The organism is Larkinella soli, assembly GCF_003703975.1.
Classification (GTDB): Bacteria; Bacteroidota; Bacteroidia; order Cytophagales; family Spirosomataceae; genus Larkinella; species Larkinella soli.
The window spans coordinates 428,439-447,888 of the sequence record NZ_QTJY01000003.1; the positions used below are offsets into that span (position 1 = coordinate 428,439).

The following is a 19,450-nucleotide window of genomic DNA, read 5'->3' on the forward strand; positions in this document are numbered from 1 at the left end:
CCGCTGGAGTAGTATTTGTCGCAGCTATTTTCTAAACGGCCGATCCTTTTTTCATATGGCCTCTCCTCATCGAACCACCGGACGCTTCAGCCCCCTCTTTTTTGGGTTCAACCGCCTTAAATGCAGCCTGATGGGTTTGGCTGCTGGGCGACCGACCAAAACCCGCCACCTTTGTATCGTCAGAAACGGGAAGCCTTTCCTGATCGATCCACACCTCTTTTTTAACCATCATCCGATACGCAGTATGGAATCAGTTGCCTTAACCCCCACGACCGACGTCTCTCCCGCCCGGATTCTGGAAACCGGCATGGGTTTCTTTGCCACCAAAACCCTGCTGGCCGCCATTAAACTGAACCTCTTCACCGAACTGGACGGCCACTCGCTGCCGGCGGAGGAAGTGATCACGCGGCTGGCGCTGCACCGGCGGAGTGCCCTGGATTTTCTCGATGCGCTGGTGTCCCTCGGGTTCCTGCGCCGGGAAGGAAACGACCGGTCGGCCCGGTATGCCAACACCCGGGAAACGTATGCGTTTCTGCGCAAAAACTCACCGGATTACATCGGCGGGATTCTGGAAATGGCTAACGACCGTCTGTATCCGTTCTGGGGCACGCTCGAAGAAGCCCTGCACACCGGCCGGCCGCAGAACGAAGTCAAATCGTCGGGAAGGCCGTTTTTTGAAGCCCTCTATGCCGATCCGGCCCGGCTTCAGCAGTTTCTGGAGGCCATGGCCGGTTTACAGCTCGCCAACTTCCGGGCGCTTTCGGAGGTGTTTGATTTCAGCCCCTACCGCACGCTTTGCGATATCGGCGGAGCCAACGGCATGCTCTCCATCACCCTGGCCGGCAAGCATCCGCACCTGCGCTGCCAGTCGCTGGACCTGCCCGAAGTGGAGCCGATCGCCCGGCAGACCATCGAAAAACACGGTCTGACCGACCGCGTCCGCACCGGCCGGCTGAACTTCATGGACCAGGATTTTCCGACCGCGGACCTGATCACGATGGGCAACATCCTGCACGACTGGGACCTCCCCCAGAAGCGGATGCTGATCGACAAAGCCTACCGGGCCCTGTCGCCGGACGGCGCCCTGATCGTCATTGAAAATATCATCGACGACGAGCGCCGGGCCAATGCCTTCGGCCTGATGATGTCGCTGAATATGCTGATCGAAACCGAAGGCGGATTCGATTACAGCCACGAAGATTTCCACAACTGGGCCACCGAAGCCGGCTTCCGCACCACCGCGAAAGTCCCGCTGACCGGACCGGCCAGTGCCGTCATTGCTTTCAAATAAATAGTTGCTTTTAGGTAAACTCAGGTAGAGACGAAAAAGGCATAGCCGGTTGAGCTATGCCTTTTCTTTTGGTGAAAAGCGCCGGTTATTCGACGCCTTTGACCTGCATCTGGAGGGTATAGACCGATTCGGATGCGGTAATGAACAGCTGGTCGCGGTCCTTGCCGCCGAAGCAGATGTTGCCCACCCAGCGCGACGGCACCGGAATGACCTGAAGCTTCTGACCTCCAGGGCTGTAGACCGTAACGCCCCGCCCGGAGAGGTAGAGGTTGCCCTGGTTGTCGAGAGTCATGCCGTCGCTGCCCTGTTCGACGAAAAGCCGCCGGTTGGTTAGGGAGCCGTCCGGCTGAATGTCGTATTTGTAGGTTTTATTGGCCCGGATGTCGGCCACGTAGAGGTTCTTGCCGTCGGGCGTTCCAACGATGCCGTTCGGCTGCATCAGGTCTCCGTCGACCACCACCGCTTCCTTTTTTCCTTTGCCGAAATAATAGACCTTCTGCCCTTCGATGTCCGGCTTCTTCCGGTCCCAGTAGTCACGCTGGTAATAGGGATCGGTGAAGTAAATACCGCCTTTGGGGTCGATCCAGAGGTCGTTGGGACCGTTGAGCCGGTGCCCTTCGAAACCGGAGAGCAATACCGTCACCTTCTTTTTGGGGCTGATCGACCAGAGTTCGTCCTTTTCGTCGGCGCAGGAGATGATATTACCTTTCTTATCGAAATACAGCCCGTTGGAGCGGCCGGTTTTGTCCATGAACAGGCTCAGGTTGCCGTCGGTATCGTACTTCCAGATTTTATCGTTGGGCTGATCGGTGAAGAAAACATTCCCTTTTTTATCGACGGCCGGACCTTCCGTAAACTTGAACTGGCTGGAAATCTGCCGGGGTGTCGCGCCGGGGGCCGTCACCTTGACGGAATCGGCCGGCGGGGTTTTGCCGGAGGAGGCAGAGACGGTTCCGGAAAGAGCCAGCAGGGCGGTCAGGAGCAGTCCGGCTTTGTTGCTTGGAATCATGGTCAATGAGGTTTGGTTCAGGAATTTGGTTACCGGCAAAGGTACGGGGCGAATCAATCGATAACCCGGGCCGCCGAAAAATTTCCGACCGCCCGGATTTCGGCACGGCTTGCTACAGGTGGTTCGAGGCAGGAAAAGTGCCTGAAGGCACTCGGCCGCCTTTTTCTGCCCTTCCCCTTTCTACCAACATCCGGTCGCTCCTCGACCCAAATAGGGCGTATCCCTCCCCGGAAACCATGCCGTTTGTTCCTGAGAGGTGGTTTGGGGAAGCGTTTATCCTGAAGAACGAGGGACGCCCGACCACCCCCCAGCCCCCTCCTTGCTAAGGAGAGGGAGAGCGCTGCCCGATTCAAACCCTGCGGAGCCACCCCCTCCTAAAACAGGAGGGGGCTGGGGGGTGGTCAGCGGGAGGGCAAACCGGCCAGGAAAGGACCCTTTCCCTTCCCCAAACAAGCTCTCAGGGGGTTTGGGGGTAGTAAGAAGCTGACAGAATTGCCCCGATTTAGAATTTCTTCTGTGATAGAAGAGCAACAAGACCTTCCCCAAATAACCTCTTAGGGCAGATGGTTCCCGTACCTGCTTTATCATCCCGCAGCGCTTTGTCATCCCGAGGAACGAGGGATCCTGTGCTTCGGCGCTCGGTCAGATCGATCATTGAGCCACAAGATTCCTCCTGGCGTCGGGATGACAAAACCGAAACCGGCGGGATACCATACGAACCGTAACGTCAAAGCCATCCACAGTCAGCCCGGCATTCAGGGGCGGACCTTTCCGATGGGAGGGAACCATGCTCGTATTCCGGTCGCGGAGAGACCGGATGTTGTAGCGACTACCTGGGCGCACCCGGCAAAGCAGTGCCTTCAGGCACTTTCCCTGCCCCGAACCACCGCTTAGTATTCGGCCCGGGTGCGGTGGAGCATGGGGAACTGGCGCTGGTGCCAGTAGGGATAGATCGGCGGCTTTTCACTGGCTTTCTCCAGCCGGGCCACCTGCTCCGGCGTCAGGTTCCAGCCGACGGCATCCAGGTTCTGCTTCAGCTGCTCCTCATTCCGGGCACCGAAGACGATGGTCGAGACGGTCGGGCGCTGAAGCAGCCAGTTCAGGGCTACCTGGGCCACGGTTTTGCCGGTTTCCCCGGCCACCTCGTCCAGCACGTCGACGATGCCGAAGAGGTATTCGTCCGGGATCTCCGGCCCTTCGCCCCCGCCCTTCGCGATCCGGTTGTTGTCCGGCGCGGGCTGGTTCCGGCGGTATTTTCCGCTCAGCCGGCCGGCCGCCAGACCGCCCCAGATGATGGTGCCGACGTTCTGGTCGACGGCCAGCGGCATCAGTTCCCACTCATACTCCCGGTTCAGCAGCGAATACGACGCCTGGTGGGCGATGTACCGCGACCAGCCGTAGCGCTCCGATACCGACAGCGACTTCATCAGGTGCCAGCCCGAGAAGTTCGAGCAGGCGATGTACCGCACCTTGCCGCTCTGGATAAGGGTGTCGAGCGTCCGGAGGGTTTCTTCCACGGGCGTACCGGCGTCGAAGCCGTGCATGTGGTAGATGTCGATGTGGTCGGTCTGGAGCCGCCGGAGGCTGTCCTCGCAGGACCGGATGAGGTGGTAGCGCGAGGAGCCGTGGTCGTTGGGACCGCTCCCCATCGGGAAGGTCGCTTTGGTCGACAGAATGACCCGATCCCGCAGCCCCGTGAGGGCTTTGCCCAGAATTTCTTCCGAACGGCCCGTCGAGTACACGTTGGCCGTATCGAACAGGCTGACCCCGGCATCGAGGCACAGACGGACCAGCCGGGTGGCTTCTTCCACCTGCGTGTTTCCCCAGGCGCTGAAGAACGGTCCTTCGCCCCCGAAGGTACCGGTTCCGAAACTCAACACCGGCACGTTCAGGCCCGATGCTCCTAACTTTCTGTATTCCATAAGCTGATTTAAATGAATCGGTTGGTTTGATTGAGAGGGTCCGACCCCTTTCGGCCCGAAGTTATCATTTGTTGCCTAATATGGTCCGGCCGGTAACTCCTAATAGCTTTAAAAGCCGACTTCGGCCCGGAATTGTTACGATTAGTTACCGAATAGTCTGTATTTTCGACACCACTTACTACCCGGCAAACCCATGTTATCCGTTCAGAAACTTCACAAAGCCGAATATTCCCCCATCGCCGACCTGATCACCTACCGGGCGCTCCCGACCCGCTCGGTGGAGTACGTCGATCCGTTCCTGTTTCTCAACCACCACGGCCCCCAGGTCTACCGACCCGACAACCGGGGGCTGCCGTTCGGGCCGCACCCCCACCGGGGCATGGAGACAGTGACGTTTATTCTGGAAGGCGACATCTCCCACAAGGACAGCTCCGGCCACGAGAGCGTAATCACGGCCGGGGGCGTGCAGTGGATGACGGCCGGGCGCGGACTTATTCACGCGGAAGTCTCGTCCGATCAGTTCAAACGGGAGGGCGGGCCGCTGGAGGTACTTCAGTTGTGGCTCAACCTGCCGGCCCGGCTGAAAATGACCGAGCCGTTCTACCAGGGTCTGCAAAAAGCCGAAATTCCGAAGCTGGAACTCGATGGGGGCCGCGTAACCGTCGACCTGATCGCCGGAGACTGGGACGGCCAAAAAGCCGCCTTCAGTTCCCACATCGGTATTCAGCTGAACACGATTTACTTCCGGCCGGGCGGGCAACTGACCCTCCGCATCCCGTCCGACCATAATATCTTCTTCTACGTGATCCGGGGCGAAATCGACGCCAACGGGCGGGTGGTTCCGGCCCTGCACCTGGCCGAATTCAATCACGATGGCGAGGAACTGGACCTGGCTTCCAAGCAGGAAAGCATCCTGCTGTTCGGCCATGCCCGCCCGCTCGACGAGCCGGTGGTGGCGCAGGGGCCGTTCGTGATGAACACCGAGCAGGAAATCCGGGAAGCCTACGAAGACTACCGGCGCGGCACATTCGGTAGCTGGCATTAAGCACACTCCTATACTTATGACCTCAACACCCCAACCCTCCAACGCCTTCCCTTTCCCAACTCTTTCTCCGGCGGGCTTCCCGCTTCGGATCGGTCTCTTCGGCATCGGGCTGGATGCCTACTGGCCGCAGTTCGAGGGCCTCCGGGAACGACTGGAGGAGTATATCCAAACCCTCGAAAACCGAATGCAGCGGCCCGGGGTGGAAATCGTCAATCTGGGGATGATCGACACGCCCGAAAAAGCCATGGCGGCCGGCCACCGCTTCCGGCAGGCCGACGTGGACCTGATTTTCCTGTATGTCACCACCTATGCCCTCTCCTCGACGGTGCTGCCGGTGGTCCGGCGGGCGAAAGTTCCGGTGATCGTGCTGAATCTCAGCCCCGAACCGGCCATCGATTACGCCCGTTTCAACGCCCTCGGCGACCGCACCCGCATGACCGGCGAGTGGCTGGCCTACTGTTCGGCCTGCCCGGTTCCGGAGATTGCGAGCGTATTCAAACGCGCGGGCATCCCGTTCCACCAGATCACCGGCATGCTGCACGACGACCCGCCGGCGCGGAAGGAGATCGACGATTGGATCGACGCGGCCCGGGTGGCTCACGTCATGGCCCATAACCGGCTGGGACTGATGGGCAATTACTACGGCGGTATGCTCGACATCTATTCCAACCTGACGCTGCACGCTGCCATCTTCGGCGGCCACATCGAGATGGTGGAGGTCGACCGGCTGTCGGCCCTCCGCCGGGAGGTGACGGACCGGGAAGCCGGTGAGCGGGTGGCGCTGTTCCACGAGACGTTCGAGGTGCAGGCCGACTGCGAACCGGCCGAGCTGGAACGGGCCGCCCGGACTTCCGTGGCGCTGGACCGGCTGGTCGGGGAACTGAAGCTGGGGTCGCTGGCCTATTATTACAAGGGTACGGGCAACCCGTGGAACGAAGACACGATGAGTTCGGTCATCCTGGGCAATTCACTGCTGACGGCCCGGGGCATTCCGGTGGCCGGGGAATACGAGGTCAAGAACGTGCAGGCCATGAAGATCCTGGATACGTTCGGCGTCGGCGGCTCCTTCACCGAGTATTACGCCATGGATTTCCGGGACGACGTGGTCCTGATGGGCCACGACGGTCCGGGGCACATCGCCATCGCCGAGGGCCGGACGAAGGTGCGGCCGCTGTACGTTTACCACGGAAAAGTGGGCCGGGGGCTGTCGGTGGAGATGTCGGTCCGGCAGGGGCCGGTGACCCTGCTGTCGGTGGTGGAAACCGCCGGCGGAACGATTCAGCTGCTGACGGCCGAAGCCGAGTCGGTGCCGGGTCCGATTCTGGAGATCGGCAACACGAACAGCCGCTACCGTTTTCCGATCGGCGCCCGGCGTTTCGTGGAGGACTGGAACCGCCACGGGCCGGCCCACCACTGCGCCGTGGGCATCGGCCATATCGCTTCGAAGATTCGGAAACTAGGCGAACTGATGGGCGTCGAGGTGGTTCAGGTGTGCTGAAAAGGCAACGGGCGACCATGATGATCGCCCTTGCACCACTCCGTAAATCACTCGAGGATGGGCACCCTCCACCCTTTACCGAGCAATGCCAGTCTTATTTGATTTAAATGGTGTGTCAAGCCGGAATCGGACTCGGGTTTCCGCGTTGCAATGTTCTCAATAATTCAGGCATCGGACGTTCGGATTTGGGACAAACTCCATTTCGTTTGGGACACGGACCGAAAATTACCGGCCTCCGTTGTCATTCTAAGTAGATTCTAAGCCTTTTCTAAGGTATTTCTTATCCGGCAAAGCCAAATTGATCGTAAAACCGCCTATGAAAATTCTGGTCATCGAAGACGAGCCCAAAACGCTCCAGGCCATCCGTCAGGGGCTGGAAGAAAGCCAGTTTGAAGTGGATGTGGCCTACGACGGCCTGATTGCCAAACGGCTGGCCCTGAAAAACAACTATGCCGCCATCATCACCGACGTGGTCATTCCCGGCATCAACGGGTTCGAGCTGGTGAAGCAGCTGCGGGAACAGGGGGTCGGCACGCCGATCCTGATGCTGACCGCTCTGGGCGAAACGAACGACAAGATCAACGGTTTCGACGCCGGAGCCGACCAGTACCTGACCAAGCCCTTCCAGTTTTCGGAACTGCTGGCCCGGGTCCGGTCGCTGACCAAACGCAGCACGCAGGTGACCATGACGGCCCAGATGCTGCGCTTCGCCGGGCTGGAAATGAACCTGGACGCCAAGACCGTCACCCGCGACGGCCGGCCCATCGACCTGACTGCCCGCGAGTTCGACCTGCTCGAATACCTGATGCGCAACCAGGGCCGCGTCCTGTCGAAACTCGACATTGCGGAACAGGTCTGGGACCTGAATTTCGACTCGAATACCAATATCGTGGAGGTGTATATCAATTACCTCCGGCGTAAAATCGACCGGGATTTCCCAAAAAAACTGATTCATACCCAGTTCGGAATGGGATACGTCCTGAAGGAAGAGGAAAACCGATGACCATCCGCACCCGTCTGACGCTGCGATTTACCGGACTGGTTTCGGCCTTCCTGGCCCTAACCTTCATCAGCCTGTACGGTTTCTGCCGGTATTTTATCACCTCCGATTTCTACAGCCGGCTGGACCGGAAAGCCCATACCTATGCCGAGATGCTGATCCGGTATCAGCTGGAACCGAACATGGTCCGGCAGTTGAACAAGCTCCGGAAAGACCAGCTTCCGAACCAGAAAATTACCATCTACGACCGCAACGACTATCCGTTTTTTACGACCAACGACGCCGTCGTGCTGGGCATTCCGGCTTCGCGTCTGAACCGGATACGCCAGGAAAAGCTGCTTCATTTTCAGTGGAACCAGTTCTACGTGACGGGCTTGCAGTACACCTCCGGGCGGGATACCTACCTCCTGCTGGCGAGCGCCCGGAACCCGGAGGGTGACCAGTTTCTGCGGACCCTGCTTCAGGTCTGCGGGGGCCTGTTCGGCATCGTGGTCGGGCTGATGGCGCTGTCGGGCTGGCTGTATGCCGGGGAGGCCCTGGAGCCGATGCAGCGCATCGAGAAGCAGCTCAGCCGCATCTTCCCCCGCAACCGCCAGGAGCGGCTGCCCGTGGGTGAGGAAAACGACGAAATCAATCGCCTGTCGACCACCATCAACCGGCTGCTGGACCGGGTCGAGGAGTCGTTTCAGCTTCAGCAGATGTTCGTCAGCAATGTCTCCCACGAACTCAAAAATCCGCTGACCCAGATCAGCTCCCAGCTGGAAGTGAGCCTGCTGAAGCAGCGCGACGAGCAGTCGTACCAGCAGACGATCCGCTCGGTGCTGGAGGACGTCGACGATCTGTCGAAGCTGACGCACTCCCTGCTCCAGCTTTCCCGCGTGAGCCAGACGGACTCCGGCGAACTGCTGAGCGAATGCGTCCGGGTCGATGAGGTAGTCTGGGATGTGCTGGACGAGGTCGGCGTCACCTTTCCGCAGTGCAGCGTACGGATCAACGCCGAGAACCTGCCCGACGACTTCGAGCAGCTGAGTGTGCCGGGCAACGCCCTCCTGCTCCGGATCGCGCTGAAGAACCTGATCGAAAACGCGTGCAAGTTTTCGTCCGACCGGCAGGTGCGGGTCGGGCTGGACCTGGGGACGGAATCCGTGCAGGTCCGGATCGAAAATGAAGGCGCCCCCATTCCGGCCGAGGACCTGCCCTACATCTTCGAGCCGTTTTTCCGAAGCCAGAAGACCGCCGGCCTGCCGGGGTACGGCATCGGGCTGATGCTGGTCGAGCGCATCATCCGGCTCCACCACGGACGTATTTCGGTGGCCTCCTCCGAGGGGCAGCCCACGGTTTTTGAACTGGAGCTGTTCCGGAAGCCGGGCCTCTAAGTAAATTCTAATCCTTTCCTCAGTTCGGTCTAAGAATTCGGAGGCTGTTTTGTGTCAGGCAAAAATCACCCTGGTCATGACACAGAAGCCGCTCCACACCCGAATGTCCGAAACCTCGACGTCCGGCCACCTGACCCGCACGTTTCAGGAGCCCCGCCGGCCGGTGCTGCCGGAACCACCCCCCCGCCGGCCCGACTGGCTGCTGATTCTGATGATCGGACTCTTCGTCGCCAGTCTGCTCATCGCCTGGCTGGCAGACATTCCCTCCCTGCTTCGCTGGAACCTCTAAGTCGATTCTAATTCGAAATTAAGCCGGCTCTCAGATTTCAGGGGCTATTTGGCGGGTAGTTGGCAGTGGCGGTTGAAACGGAAACTCATTGGAAACCCTGAGCAGTATGAAAACGTACAGCAGCTGCTCGATTACATCGACAAACGGGAGTTGGTGGCGAATTCCAAAAAAGAAGAAGAAACGACCGGATCGGCCGATTCGGAACAGTAACACTATGGTGCGATAGATAGTGGATCGGAACTCTGCCGGTGCGGTGATCACTGGCAGAGTTTTTTATTGATCCTTTACCGCTTCCTCCTTCCGCGCTTCCAGCATCAGTTCCAGCAGGGGCAGCACCTCCTGCTGACGGGCCAGCCGGTAACGGGCCTCCGATTCGCCGGCCCCGATCCGGACGGAGTAAGCCCAGTCCGGCAACTGGCGGAACATATCCTCGTCGGTGGTGTCGTCGCCGATGCTGACCACAAAATCATACCGTTTCTGCTCGAACAGGCTGCGGGCCACCGTCCCCTTGCTGTGGAGGGCCGGTTTCACCTCCACCACCTTACTGCCCTGAATGACCGTCAGCGGGATCAACGAAGGCAGATTGCGAAGCTGCATGGCCAGTTCCATCGCCCGCATTTCTATATCTTCTTCGCCGGATTTGCGGTAATGCCAGGCAATGGCCGTTTCCTTCTCCTCCATGAACGTTCCCCTGTGCCGGCCGATGAACTGATCGAGCAGCGCCCGTACCGGCGCCACCCAGTCTTCGGTCGAGAGGTCGAGCCGTTTCCAGTCGGCGTCGGGAGCTTTGTAGAACGCCCCGTGTTCGGCGACGATATGGACCGGAATCGTGGCAAAGGTCTGTTCGAGGAAGCGCCGGTCGCGGCCGCTGATCACGGCCACGTCGCTGGTCTCGGTCAGTTGCCGGATCAGAGTCGCCATGGATTCGGAGAGCCGGGCCTCGGCCGGGTCGTCGACGATGGGGGCCAGCGTGCCGTCGAAGTCCAGCAGCAGCAACGGGTTCTCCGCACTTTTGAAGGCCGCCGAGAAAGAAGGCAGCGGCAGGCTCGTTTCGATGTCGGGCTGATGGCTTACGGCCTCGTCGACGGCGTTCAGAAAATCGACGGCCCACCGGAACACGTTGTGGTTCTGGAGGTGCACCCGCATCGGACGCATCCGCACCGTCTGTTCCTCCGGTGACATATGGAGGGCCTGATAAATGGCGTTCGCCACCTCCTGCGTATCCGTGGGGTTGATGATGAGCGCTTCCTTCAGTTCCTGGGCGGCCCCGGCCAGTTCGCTCAGGATCAGCACCCCCTTCTCATCATACCGGCTGGCAATGAACTCCTTGGCTACCAGGTTCATCCCATCGCGGATGGGCGTAATCAGCGCCACGTCGCAGGTGGTATACAGCGCCATCATTTCCTGAAATTTCAGGGACAGGTAGGAGTAGACGATCGGCCGCCAGCCGATGGTACCGAAAAGGCCGTTGATCCGCCCGACGGTTTCTTCGATCTCCCGTTTGATTTCCTGATACTGCGGCACCTGATCCCGGGAGGGTACCACCGTCATCACGAACGAAACCCGGTCGTTCCAGTCGGGGTTCTGGGTCAGGAAGCGTTCATAGCCCTGCAGGCGTTCCTTGATGCCCTTGGCATAGTCGAGCCGGTCGACGGAAAAAATGATTTTGTCGACCCGCAGCAGGTTGCGGTACTGCGTTTTGGTTTCGACGACCTCGGGGGTCCGGGCGCTGCCGTCGAACTTGTTGAAATCCACGCTGATCGGAAAGTCCCGCACCACGACCGATCGCTCCGGCAGGATCACCCGCGAGCCGATGACCGGCAGGGAGAGCACTTCCCAGACGCTCCGGATGAAATGCTGGGAGTAATCCGGGGTATGAAAGCCGACCACATCCGCGCCCAGCAGGCCTTCCAGCAGGGCCTGACGCCAGGTTCGGGGGAGCAGTTTGAAAATCTCGTTCGTGGGAAAGGGAACGTGGAAAAAGTAGCCGATGGTAGCGTCCGGCACGGCCTTCCGCAGCATCGCCGGCAGCAGCATCAGCTGAAAATCATGGATCCAGACCAGGTCGCCGGGCTGGACCAGGCCGACCAGTTCTTCGAAAAACCGGGTATTGGCCTGTTCGTAATGTTCGAAATAACTGTCCCTGAAGGAAGCGTAGGTCGGAAAATAGTGCAGAAGCGGCCACAGCATGTCGTTGCAGAACCCCTCGTAAAAGCCCTGGTGTACCTCCGGGTCCATGAAAACCGGATGAGCCTCGAAGGTCTCGTTCTCGAAGGCGTCCCCGGTCAGGTCCTGAAAAGCCGGGTCACAATGACCGACCCAGTTGATCTTCCGGCCTTCGCCCGACTGGCCCATCTGCTCGGCCATCGAAAGAATGGCCGAAACCAGACCCCCCGAATTTTGTTGGAGCGAAACGCCCTCTTCCGTCTTCCTGATCGTAAACGGCAGCCGGTAGGCAACGATGATCAGCCGTTTGTATTTTTCCTGAAAAGAATTCATGTAGTATCTGTACATCCCGGCGGTCGTTAAACCATAAATGACCGTCGACCGCCTTAAAGAAGAATTAATCTACGCTTAAAATTTACTTAGAAACGACTTCCGTTTCGTTCCTTATCCCGGCCGACGTATACTCCGACAACTTGTCGATCAACAGATTCGCCCGGTAGAGATATTCTTCTTCGGTCATGTTCTGCCGGCTGTAGCGGTAATAGAGCAGATCGAGGTCGCGGATGATTTCGCTCCGGTCGGTGATCCGTACCGGTTTCCGGCGTCCGGCCGAAACCGCCGGGCCGGGCCCATCGACCGCCACCGTTTCGGACGAAGGCCGGAAGCCGTTTTCGTCCGGCAGCACGAACCGGTCGTAATGGGAAGGAAACCGGTCCAGGCCCGACGGACGACAGTCGAACCACTTTCCGGTCAGGAAGCTGAGCAATCCAATGATCAGCATCGCGCAGATAATCAGTATCATCATATCACGTTGAGTTTACCTTTCAGGCTTAACTACGGGCTCCGGCGGATTGTTGACAATTTTCTGCCCGGAAAAAGCCTAAGGACAAAAAAAGCGGCAGGGTGTCCCTGCCGCCCGAAACGCTCGTGCCGACCTTCCTACCGGGCCGGTTCACCGTCCCGCCGGGAAGCCGGGGCCAGGATGGACCGGGTCCGGAGGTCGAACTTGATGAAATCCAGCCCCTGCGTATGGTCGCCGAACTTGACGGGGTTGCCTTTCGTATCGCCCCGCACCATAAACGACCCCGAATGGTGGCCCCCGCCGAGGTACCGCCGTTTTCCGAGCCATCCGGTCAGGAGAGCCGGATCGTATGGTCGAAGGGCGTGAAACCGGTCAGGTACACCGTCGGGGCGTCCATCGGCGGCAGGGCGCCCCGCAGCACCACGCCCCGGTGCAGGGCCAGCCCCGGCCCGAAGGTGATCGTATCCTTGCCCGACGTGAAGGAACCCGACTCTCCGGACAGCAGCCAGGCGTTGTCGCGGGACGGATGTTTCGTAACGCCCGCAAACGTGCCGCCGGGTCGGAAAATGAGTTCGAGGGCCACCGGAACGCGCTCGGTCCCGGTAATCTGAATCCGGGCCTCCATGCCGCTGCCGGTTTCCCGAAGCGTCACGGTCGTCTGCATCGTCTGGACTTCGCTCTGTTTCCGCTGTTCGCGGGGCATCTTCTCCCAGTCGCCGTCACCGGGGCCGGGAATCGAGCCGATGCCGAACGGCTGGTAGTAGGGGCCTTCCAGGGAGCGCGTCATCACCCAGGCGTCGCCGTTTCGAACCACCTGATCGGCCTGAAACTGCCCCTTGCCGAAGAAGGAGGCCGCCACCCGGATGCCCTGCAGCACGGCCTCTCCTTTGTGAAAGGTCATAAACACCGGGTTGGCCGACAGAAGCGTGCTGTCCCAGCGGTCGCGCCGGACCCGCGTCAGGCCCGAATGCGGAAACTCCCGGACGTAGTTGACGGGCAGCGGTTTAGCGGCCGGCAGTTCCTGCCAGACAGAGGTGTCGTCCAGAAGATAATCCAGAAACCCGACGGTTCTCGGCAGAAGTGTCTGCTCGATCATCCGGGCCTGGGCGGCCATCGCTCCGTCCTGGTCGTGGATCGCCATATAGCGATAAGGATAAAAATAGCCTTCCATCGTACCGACCAGGGCCTTGTCCTGCCGACCCGAGGCTTCCGACACCACCTCCCCGTTGGGATGGACGTAGTACAGCATCATGGACAGGTTTTTCCGGACCGGTTCGAGCAGTTCGGGCCGTTTCAGCGCCCGGGCGATGGTAATCAGCAGCCGGTTGGTCAGCGGAGAATAGATCAGCGTACTGCGTTCGTTATACTGGCCGTCGGCGTCGATGTCGATCTTTTCCGCCAGCCACTCGTCGATACGGGCCACGTAGCGGGGGTTCGGCCAGAGTTCCTGCAGCCGTGCCAGGGCCGCCGACACCACCCAACGGTGGTTGGGGGTGTGGATACCGCCCACGCTCAGGGCCTCCCCGGCTTTCAAAAGAAAGGTTTTCAGGTCGGCCATCACCTTTTCGGCCTCCGGCGTACCGGTCCGGGAAAGAAGCCGATAGGCCGGCGCCAGCCGCTTGACGATGAAACCCGTGTCGGGTGTCGAATGAAAGTTGGTCGAGAGCAGGTCGACGGTGCCGTCGGAATGCTGGATTTTGAGCAGATAGCGAGTCGCCAGACCGGCTTCCTGCAGCAGTTCCTTCGAGCGGTAAAAGGTGGATTCGGGACTGGCAACGGCGCAGGCGATCCGGCGGACGTAATCGGCCGAAGCCTGCGGGGTCGGAATGTCGTCGCCGTCTTTCAGGCCGCCGTAGGCCGGGTGGTTCGGGTCCGTGACGCGGTAGGCTTTCAGTTGCCCGATCTGCTGGTCGTTCAGCCGGATCAGTTCGAGCAGCCAGGCCGGTTTGGGCGGCCGGGCCGCAAAGCCATGGGATTTCAGGGCGGGCACGACCAGCAGCGCAGCGGTTCCTTTACAGAGAAAGGTTCTTCGGTCCATATTCGGGGAAATTTAGGAATAGAGTCCTAAAGTAAGCCCCCGCGGTATTCCAGTCAACCTGTGGTCTCCCGGCTCTTCAGGTCCGGGTCAGTCCTTCAGCACCGTCCGGACCCAGTAGACGACCCGTTTCCCCCCGGCGTCGGCAACGGAATACGGGATGGGGCGGTGGAAGTTCTGCGGCACCCCGGAAGCGGGGGTCACGGTGGCGCCCTCGCTTACCTGAATCAGGGGCCGGACCCCCTTGAGCATGGTCCGGGACGCCACCGTCAGCCGGATTTCAAATGAAACGGTATCGATGGCAGTGGCCTGCCCTTGCACCCCGTCGAGTTTAAATTCCAGGATGCGGGCCGTTCCGGGCCGTTCGGGCTCGGGAACGCAGGCCGACAAGGCCGTCAGCAGAAAGACCAGGCCGACCGTATGAGCCTGTTTGAGATCGGATACTACGGGAAGAAGGGAAAAAATCAGCATGGAAAGGTGAATTTCCTATTGGACGTTTCTTTCTCTCCAAAGTCACCCTTAGTTTCGCATCACCGGCCAACTCACCGGCTTTTCGTCCCGATCGTCCATGCGTTTTCTGATTCTCCTTCTCCTGGTTTTACCGGTCTTTCTGTCGCCGGTGGGGATGATGGCCCGAAACCGGCCTCCCGCACCCCGTTTCCGGGTCATCGCCTTCTTCACGGCCCGCAACGACCGGGCGCACATCAGTTTCGTACAGGAGGCCAACCGCCGGTTTCCGAAGATGGCCGAAAAACATCGGTTTACGTATGACACCACCTCCAACTGGAACCACCTGAACCCGGAGTTCCTGAGCCGGTATCAGGTCGTTCTGTTTCTGGATACCCGGCCCGAGGTCCCGGCCCAGCGGGAGGCATTTGAAAAGTACATGGAAGCGGGGGGTGCCTGGATGGGTTTTCACTTTGCGGCCTTTGCCCTGACCCCTTCCGCCTACCCGCAGAACTGGGACTGGTACCACCACCGGTTTCTCGGCTCCGGCTCCTACGTCAGCAACACCTGGCGGCCGACGTCGGCCGTGCTGCGGGTGGAAGACCGCCGGCACCCGGCCGTCAAAGGGCTGCCGGAAACGTTCCGCTCGGCCCCGAACGAATGGTACCGCTGGGAGCATGACCTCCGCCGGAACCCCGACATTTCCATCCTGCTGTCCATCGACCCATCCAGCTTCCCGCTCGGCACCGGCCCCAAACCGCATGAAATCTGGCACAGCGGCTATTACCCGGTGGTCTGGACGAATAAAAAGTACCGCATGGTGTACGTCAACATGGGGCATAACGACATCGACTACGAAAACAGAACCAACCGCGAACTCTCCTTTTCCTTCGACAACGAAACGCAGAACCGGCTCATCCTCAACGCCCTGCTCTGGCTGGGGGGCCAAAAGAAATAAGTTGCCTCTCCGAATAGTTTAGGGTCCGGATCGGGCTTCCGCGTTACTATTCCAGCGCTTTCACGTCAAACCTCCTGCGTGTCTCTCCGGCCGGAGAGGTTCTGCCGTCGAATTTCCCACCCAAAAAGCGCCATTGTGTCCACTACCTGTACCCGTTTCGATGCGTGTTCGTATCGTAGTTTGCTGCTGATTGTGCTGCTGACCGGTCTTTTTTCCGGCTCCCTGCTTGCACAGAGCAAACTGTTCATGAATCCCATCCGCTATACCGACCGGCGGATCAACACCTACCGGCACGTCTGCGGTGACCCCAAACAGATTCATTTCACGCTGAACGGCCGGCCGTTTCCTCCCTACGAGGTGGTTTACTTTGCCAACGGCCTCTGTTTCATCCAGTTCGAATTCGGCCTTCTGAAACCTGGCGACGTCGTCCGGGTCAGCGACGACTGCGGCAGCGTTCCCTTTCAGACCGTCGTGCAGGACGACTACACGTACGTGGAGGTACCGGGCGGGGCGGGCCACAGCGGAAACGGCATCGGCCCGGACGACGCATCGCCCCCTTACAGCCGCCTTTCCACTCCGCTGGCCGTCGGGCCCTGTGAGCCGGTCAAAATCGGGGCTCATGTGCTGGTGCGGTATTTTGTGTTTCTGAGCAGCAACGCGCCCGGCCAGACCCGGATAGGCCCCCTGACGGTCAACGGGTCAACCTTTACCGAGGGGGCGCATTCCACCAGCGACCTCGGCGACCCTAACCCCTCCTCCCACAGCGTCGGACCCGACGGTTCGGTGAATTACGAAGGCACGGTCAAATTCACCAGCAACCAGCAGTATTCGGGCAGTACGCCCCTCGCCATCGTCTACAAACACAACGGTGCGCCGGTCAACGGCGATTTCTCCATCGGCATCGGGGCCGAAAATTTCGGAGCCATTAACCTGCGCTACATCAGCAATACCGGCTTCAGCGTCGAGAAAGCCACCTACACCAGCGACGTCAGCCGCACCGACTTTACGGGAGATTATACCAATGCCACCTTCAAGGTAACTTACGACGGGGCCTGGTATAAGGTGTACGTCGACGGCACGGCGGTGGATTCCCTCCGGCGATTCGTGATCTACGACGCTTCGGGCGGCTCCCTGACCCAACAGGGCAGCGTTCTTCCCTACGGCTCATCGGTTACGTACACGCCCGGCCAACCGGGCAGCCAGTGGGTCAGCGCACTCATCGACGGCGTCATGTACACCCGGCAGCAGTTCAGCGTCAGCGGAGGGCTGTCGGTGCAGGCCACGGCCTCCGGTTCTGCCTGCGCCGGTCCGAATGCGGGTTCGATCACCGTCACCGCTTCGGGCGGGCAGGGGCCGTACCGCTACGCCCTCGGTCAGGGGCCGTTCGGCAGCAGCAATACCTTCGGGAATCTGGCGGGCGGCACGTATACAGTTCGGGTGCGGGATGCGGGCGGCTGCGAAACCGCCACCGATGTGACCGTCGGCGCCGGGAACCTGCTGGTTGCCGCCGTGAAAAGTAAAACCGCCGTGAAGTGTTTCGGCGGGGCCGACGGCAGCGTTTCGATCACTACGGACGGGTCGGTTCCGTCGGGGCCCCTACGGCTTTCCATCGACAACGGGAAGACGTTTCAGAACAGCCCCGATTTCGGGGGACTGGCCGCCGGAACCTATACCGTCGAGGTCCGGGACAACGCCTGTTCGACTTCGGTACCCTTCACCATCGACCAGCCCGCCGACCTGAGCACGGCAGGGTCGGTGACCAGAACCGTCTCCTGCTTCAAGGGGGCAGACGGAGTGGTTGCGGTCAATGCGACCGGCGGGGTCGCTCCCTACCAGTTCGCCCCCACCGGCGGCTCCTTTGCGGCTTCGCCCGTATTCGGAGGGCTGGCGGCCGGTTCGTACGCATTTCAGGTGAAAGACGCCAACGGCTGCCTCAAAACGACCGCCCCGGTGGCGCTGACCGAACCTGAAGAACTGTTGGTTCCGTCGGTGACGACCCTCGACGTGCGGTGTGCGGGCGGTGCCGACGGCAGCATCCGAATCATTCCCTCGGGCGGAACGGGTCCCTACACCTACGCCATCGACGCCAATGCCTTTCAGGCTTCGGCCACCATCGGCGGGCTGAGCGCCGGCACCTATACCGCCCGGGTTCAGGACAGCCGGGGCTGTATTTCCTTTCGCAGTGTTACCATCGGCCAACCCATCCCATTGACGCTCACGGTATCAGGCCGGACGCCGGTCACCTGCCGGGGCGGAGCCGACGGGACCGTTCAGCTTCAGGCCGCGGGTGGACTGGCGCCGTATACCTACGCCGTCGACAACGGCCCCTTCGGCGCGTCGAACGCAATCAGCAGCCTGAAAGAAGGCACTTACGCATTCCGGGCGCAGGACCGCAACGGGTGCAATGCGTCGATCAGTCAGGATATTTCCTTTAAAAGCGCCCTGAAAGCCACCGTGGAAGCGGTTCAGGCGGTCCGGTGCTTTGGCGGTTCGGACGGCGGCCTGACGATCCGGACGGAAGAATCGGTGGCTTCCGGCCCCCTGCGGTTTTCCATCGACCAGGGTAAAACGGTTCAGGCCAGTCCGCGTTTCGATCAGCTCCCTGCCGGTACTTATACGATTCAGGTGCTGGACGATCTGTGTTCCGTTCCGGTCTCCGTTACCGTTTCCCAACCGACGGAAGTGGCCGCATCGGCGGCAGTGACCCGTTTGGTTTCGTGCTTCAGGGGGAATGACGGCGAGGTGGCGGTCACGGCTTCAGGCGGGGTTTCTCCCTACCGGTATTCGATCAACGGAACTGATTACGGCGGGTCGGCCGTGTTTTCGAATCTTGCTTCGGACAGCTATAAATTCTGGGTTCAGGACGCCAACGGTTGCCTCCGGACCACCTCCCTCGTCAGCGTCGGCCAGCCGACCGAGCTTCAGGCATCTATCCTCCGGAAATCCGACATCCGATGTCATGCCGGCGCCGAAGGGTCGTTCGAGCTGACGGCCTCCGGCGGTACGGCCCCCTACCGGTTTGGATCGGCGGAAACGAACCTCCAGCCCGACGCGGTGCTGACCGGCCTGAAGGCCGGCTCCTATACGCTGGTGGTGCAGGACGGGAACGGCTGCCGGAAAACCGTAGCCGGTGAACTGCTGCAACCGGCCGCGCCTTTTACCGTCACCCTCGTTTCCCAGGCCAACCTCCGGTGTTTTGAAGACCGGAGCGGACGACTGGAGTTCCGATCCACGGGCGGCACCGCCCCCTATCTTCTGTCACTGGACAACCAGAGTTTTCAGGAAAAGACGGTTTTCGACGGTTTATCGGCCCGCAGCTACAAACTCTACGGCAAAGACGCCCACGACTGCCCCTTTTCGCTCTCCGGCCTGACCCTCTCCCAACCGGCCGAGATTCGGGTCCGCCTGTTGAGAAAGCTGGACGTCGACTGCGAATATTACCAGCGGGGAGAAGCCCTGGCGGCTGCGGAAGGCGGCACGGGCGGGTTCACCTATCACTGGAACGGCACCGGTTTTGCCGGTCAGCCGACGGCTTCGGCTTCCGGCGAAAGTGGCCTTTTCACCCAACTGGTTGCCGGGAATTAAACGGTAACGGCTCAGGATCAGTCGGGC

General features: G+C 60.4%; 15 protein-coding genes and 1 pseudogene. 9 read left to right on the top strand and 7 right to left on the bottom strand.

The features are described 5' to 3' along the window. The first annotated feature begins 244 nt into the window (after positions 1 to 244). Positions 245 to 1,291 carry a methyltransferase gene (locus tag DX909_RS11595; protein ID WP_128545333.1) on the top strand — a complete coding sequence of 349 codons (1,047 nt, stop codon included), beginning with the start codon at positions 245 to 247 and terminating at the stop codon, positions 1,289 to 1,291. An 85-nt stretch (positions 1,292 to 1,376) separates the two neighbouring features. On the opposite strand, the gene DX909_RS11600 is transcribed toward DX909_RS11595, so the two are convergent. Further along, positions 1,377 to 2,300, bottom strand: coding sequence for an SMP-30/gluconolactonase/LRE family protein (locus DX909_RS11600; protein ID WP_128545334.1), 924 nt, complete (start codon positions 2,298 to 2,300; stop codon positions 1,377 to 1,379). Between the two features lie 890 nt (positions 2,301 to 3,190). Next, entirely contained in the window at positions 3,191 to 4,222 is a 1,032-nt protein-coding gene (locus DX909_RS11605; protein ID WP_128545335.1) for an aldo/keto reductase, read from the bottom strand. Between the two features lie 193 nt (positions 4,223 to 4,415). On the opposite strand from DX909_RS11605, the gene DX909_RS11610 reads away from it, so the two are divergent. The 6 genes from DX909_RS11610 (at position 4,416) to DX909_RS29530 (ending at position 9,640) form a co-directional block, all read left to right on the top strand. Further along, positions 4,416 to 5,267: a pirin family protein gene (locus tag DX909_RS11610; protein WP_128545336.1), complete on the top strand. Its 852-nt coding sequence runs from the start codon at positions 4,416 to 4,418 to the stop codon at positions 5,265 to 5,267. A gap of 16 nt (positions 5,268 to 5,283) precedes the next feature. Continuing rightward, complete coding sequence (locus DX909_RS11615) at positions 5,284 to 6,765, top strand: arabinose isomerase (protein WP_128545337.1); 1,482 nt, start codon at positions 5,284 to 5,286, stop codon at positions 6,763 to 6,765. A gap of 316 nt (positions 6,766 to 7,081) precedes the next feature. After that, entirely contained in the window at positions 7,082 to 7,768 is a 687-nt protein-coding gene (locus DX909_RS11620; protein ID WP_128545338.1) for a response regulator, read from the top strand. Next, positions 7,765 to 9,141 (top strand): HAMP domain-containing sensor histidine kinase, encoded by a 1,377-nt coding sequence (locus DX909_RS11625; protein WP_128545339.1) that lies wholly within the window; start codon positions 7,765 to 7,767, stop codon positions 9,139 to 9,141. The genes DX909_RS11620 and DX909_RS11625 overlap by 4 nt, the downstream gene beginning before the upstream one ends. 76 nt (positions 9,142 to 9,217) lie before the next feature. Beyond that, entirely contained in the window at positions 9,218 to 9,430 is a 213-nt protein-coding gene (locus DX909_RS11630) for a hypothetical protein (protein ID WP_128545340.1), read from the top strand. A 72-nt stretch (positions 9,431 to 9,502) separates the two neighbouring features. Further along, positions 9,503 to 9,640: a hypothetical protein gene (locus tag DX909_RS29530; protein ID WP_164851266.1), complete on the top strand. Its 138-nt coding sequence runs from the start codon at positions 9,503 to 9,505 to the stop codon at positions 9,638 to 9,640. 63 nt (positions 9,641 to 9,703) lie between these two features. Here the strand turns inward: DX909_RS29530 and DX909_RS11635 are convergent, their stop codons facing one another. The 5 genes and pseudogenes from DX909_RS11635 to DX909_RS11655 form a co-directional block, all read right to left on the bottom strand. Next, positions 9,704 to 11,929, bottom strand: a complete 2,226-nt coding sequence (locus tag DX909_RS11635; RefSeq protein WP_128545341.1) for a bifunctional alpha,alpha-trehalose-phosphate synthase (UDP-forming)/trehalose-phosphatase — start codon at positions 11,927 to 11,929, stop codon at positions 9,704 to 9,706. A gap of 82 nt (positions 11,930 to 12,011) precedes the next feature. Continuing rightward, entirely contained in the window at positions 12,012 to 12,401 is a 390-nt protein-coding gene (locus DX909_RS11640) for a hypothetical protein (protein WP_128545342.1), read from the bottom strand. A gap of 203 nt (positions 12,402 to 12,604) precedes the next feature. Beyond that, positions 12,605 to 12,723 (bottom strand): annotated as a pseudogene (locus DX909_RS11645) (cyanophycinase); the annotation flags it as partial. A gap of 6 nt (positions 12,724 to 12,729) precedes the next feature. Further along, on the bottom strand, positions 12,730 to 14,436 hold the full coding sequence (locus DX909_RS11650) for a hypothetical protein (RefSeq protein WP_128545343.1): 1,707 nt from the start codon (positions 14,434 to 14,436) through the stop codon (positions 12,730 to 12,732). Positions 14,437 to 14,523: 87 nt separating this feature from the next. Then, entirely contained in the window at positions 14,524 to 14,904 is a 381-nt protein-coding gene (locus tag DX909_RS11655; RefSeq protein ID WP_128545344.1) for an SGBP N-terminal domain-containing protein, read from the bottom strand. Between the two features lie 154 nt (positions 14,905 to 15,058). Here DX909_RS11655 and DX909_RS11660 point away from each other — a divergent pair, with 154 nt between their 5' ends. Together DX909_RS11660 and DX909_RS11665 are read left to right on the top strand one after the other, a co-directional pair. Next, positions 15,059 to 15,838, top strand: a complete 780-nt coding sequence (locus DX909_RS11660) for a ThuA domain-containing protein (RefSeq protein ID WP_229311023.1) — start codon at positions 15,059 to 15,061, stop codon at positions 15,836 to 15,838. Between the two features lie 135 nt (positions 15,839 to 15,973). After that, positions 15,974 to 19,423, top strand: a complete 3,450-nt coding sequence (locus DX909_RS11665) for a SprB repeat-containing protein (RefSeq protein ID WP_128545346.1) — start codon at positions 15,974 to 15,976, stop codon at positions 19,421 to 19,423. Positions 19,424 to 19,450 lie beyond the last annotated feature (27 nt).

Coding starts and splice junctions, on each gene's coding strand:
- DX909_RS11620 (WP_128545338.1), top strand. CDS start 7,082: ATGAAAATTCTGGTCATCGAAGACGAGCCCAAAACGCTCCAGGCCATC.
- DX909_RS11635 (WP_128545341.1), bottom strand. CDS start 11,929: ATGAATTCTTTTCAGGAAAAATACAAACGGCTGATCATCGTTGCCTAC.
- DX909_RS11615 (WP_128545337.1), top strand. CDS start 5,284: ATGACCTCAACACCCCAACCCTCCAACGCCTTCCCTTTCCCAACTCTT.
- DX909_RS11660 (WP_229311023.1), top strand. CDS start 15,059: ATGATGGCCCGAAACCGGCCTCCCGCACCCCGTTTCCGGGTCATCGCC.
- DX909_RS11655 (WP_128545344.1), bottom strand. CDS start 14,904: ATGCTGATTTTTTCCCTTCTTCCCGTAGTATCCGATCTCAAACAGGCT.
- DX909_RS11630 (WP_128545340.1), top strand. CDS start 9,218: ATGACACAGAAGCCGCTCCACACCCGAATGTCCGAAACCTCGACGTCC.
- DX909_RS11640 (WP_128545342.1), bottom strand. CDS start 12,401: ATGATGATACTGATTATCTGCGCGATGCTGATCATTGGATTGCTCAGC.
- DX909_RS11600 (WP_128545334.1), bottom strand. CDS start 2,300: ATGATTCCAAGCAACAAAGCCGGACTGCTCCTGACCGCCCTGCTGGCT.
- DX909_RS11605 (WP_128545335.1), bottom strand. CDS start 4,222: ATGGAATACAGAAAGTTAGGAGCATCGGGCCTGAACGTGCCGGTGTTG.
- DX909_RS11625 (WP_128545339.1), top strand. CDS start 7,765: ATGACCATCCGCACCCGTCTGACGCTGCGATTTACCGGACTGGTTTCG.
- DX909_RS11595 (WP_128545333.1), top strand. CDS start 245: ATGGAATCAGTTGCCTTAACCCCCACGACCGACGTCTCTCCCGCCCGG.
- DX909_RS11610 (WP_128545336.1), top strand. CDS start 4,416: ATGTTATCCGTTCAGAAACTTCACAAAGCCGAATATTCCCCCATCGCC.
- DX909_RS11650 (WP_128545343.1), bottom strand. CDS start 14,436: ATGGACCGAAGAACCTTTCTCTGTAAAGGAACCGCTGCGCTGCTGGTC.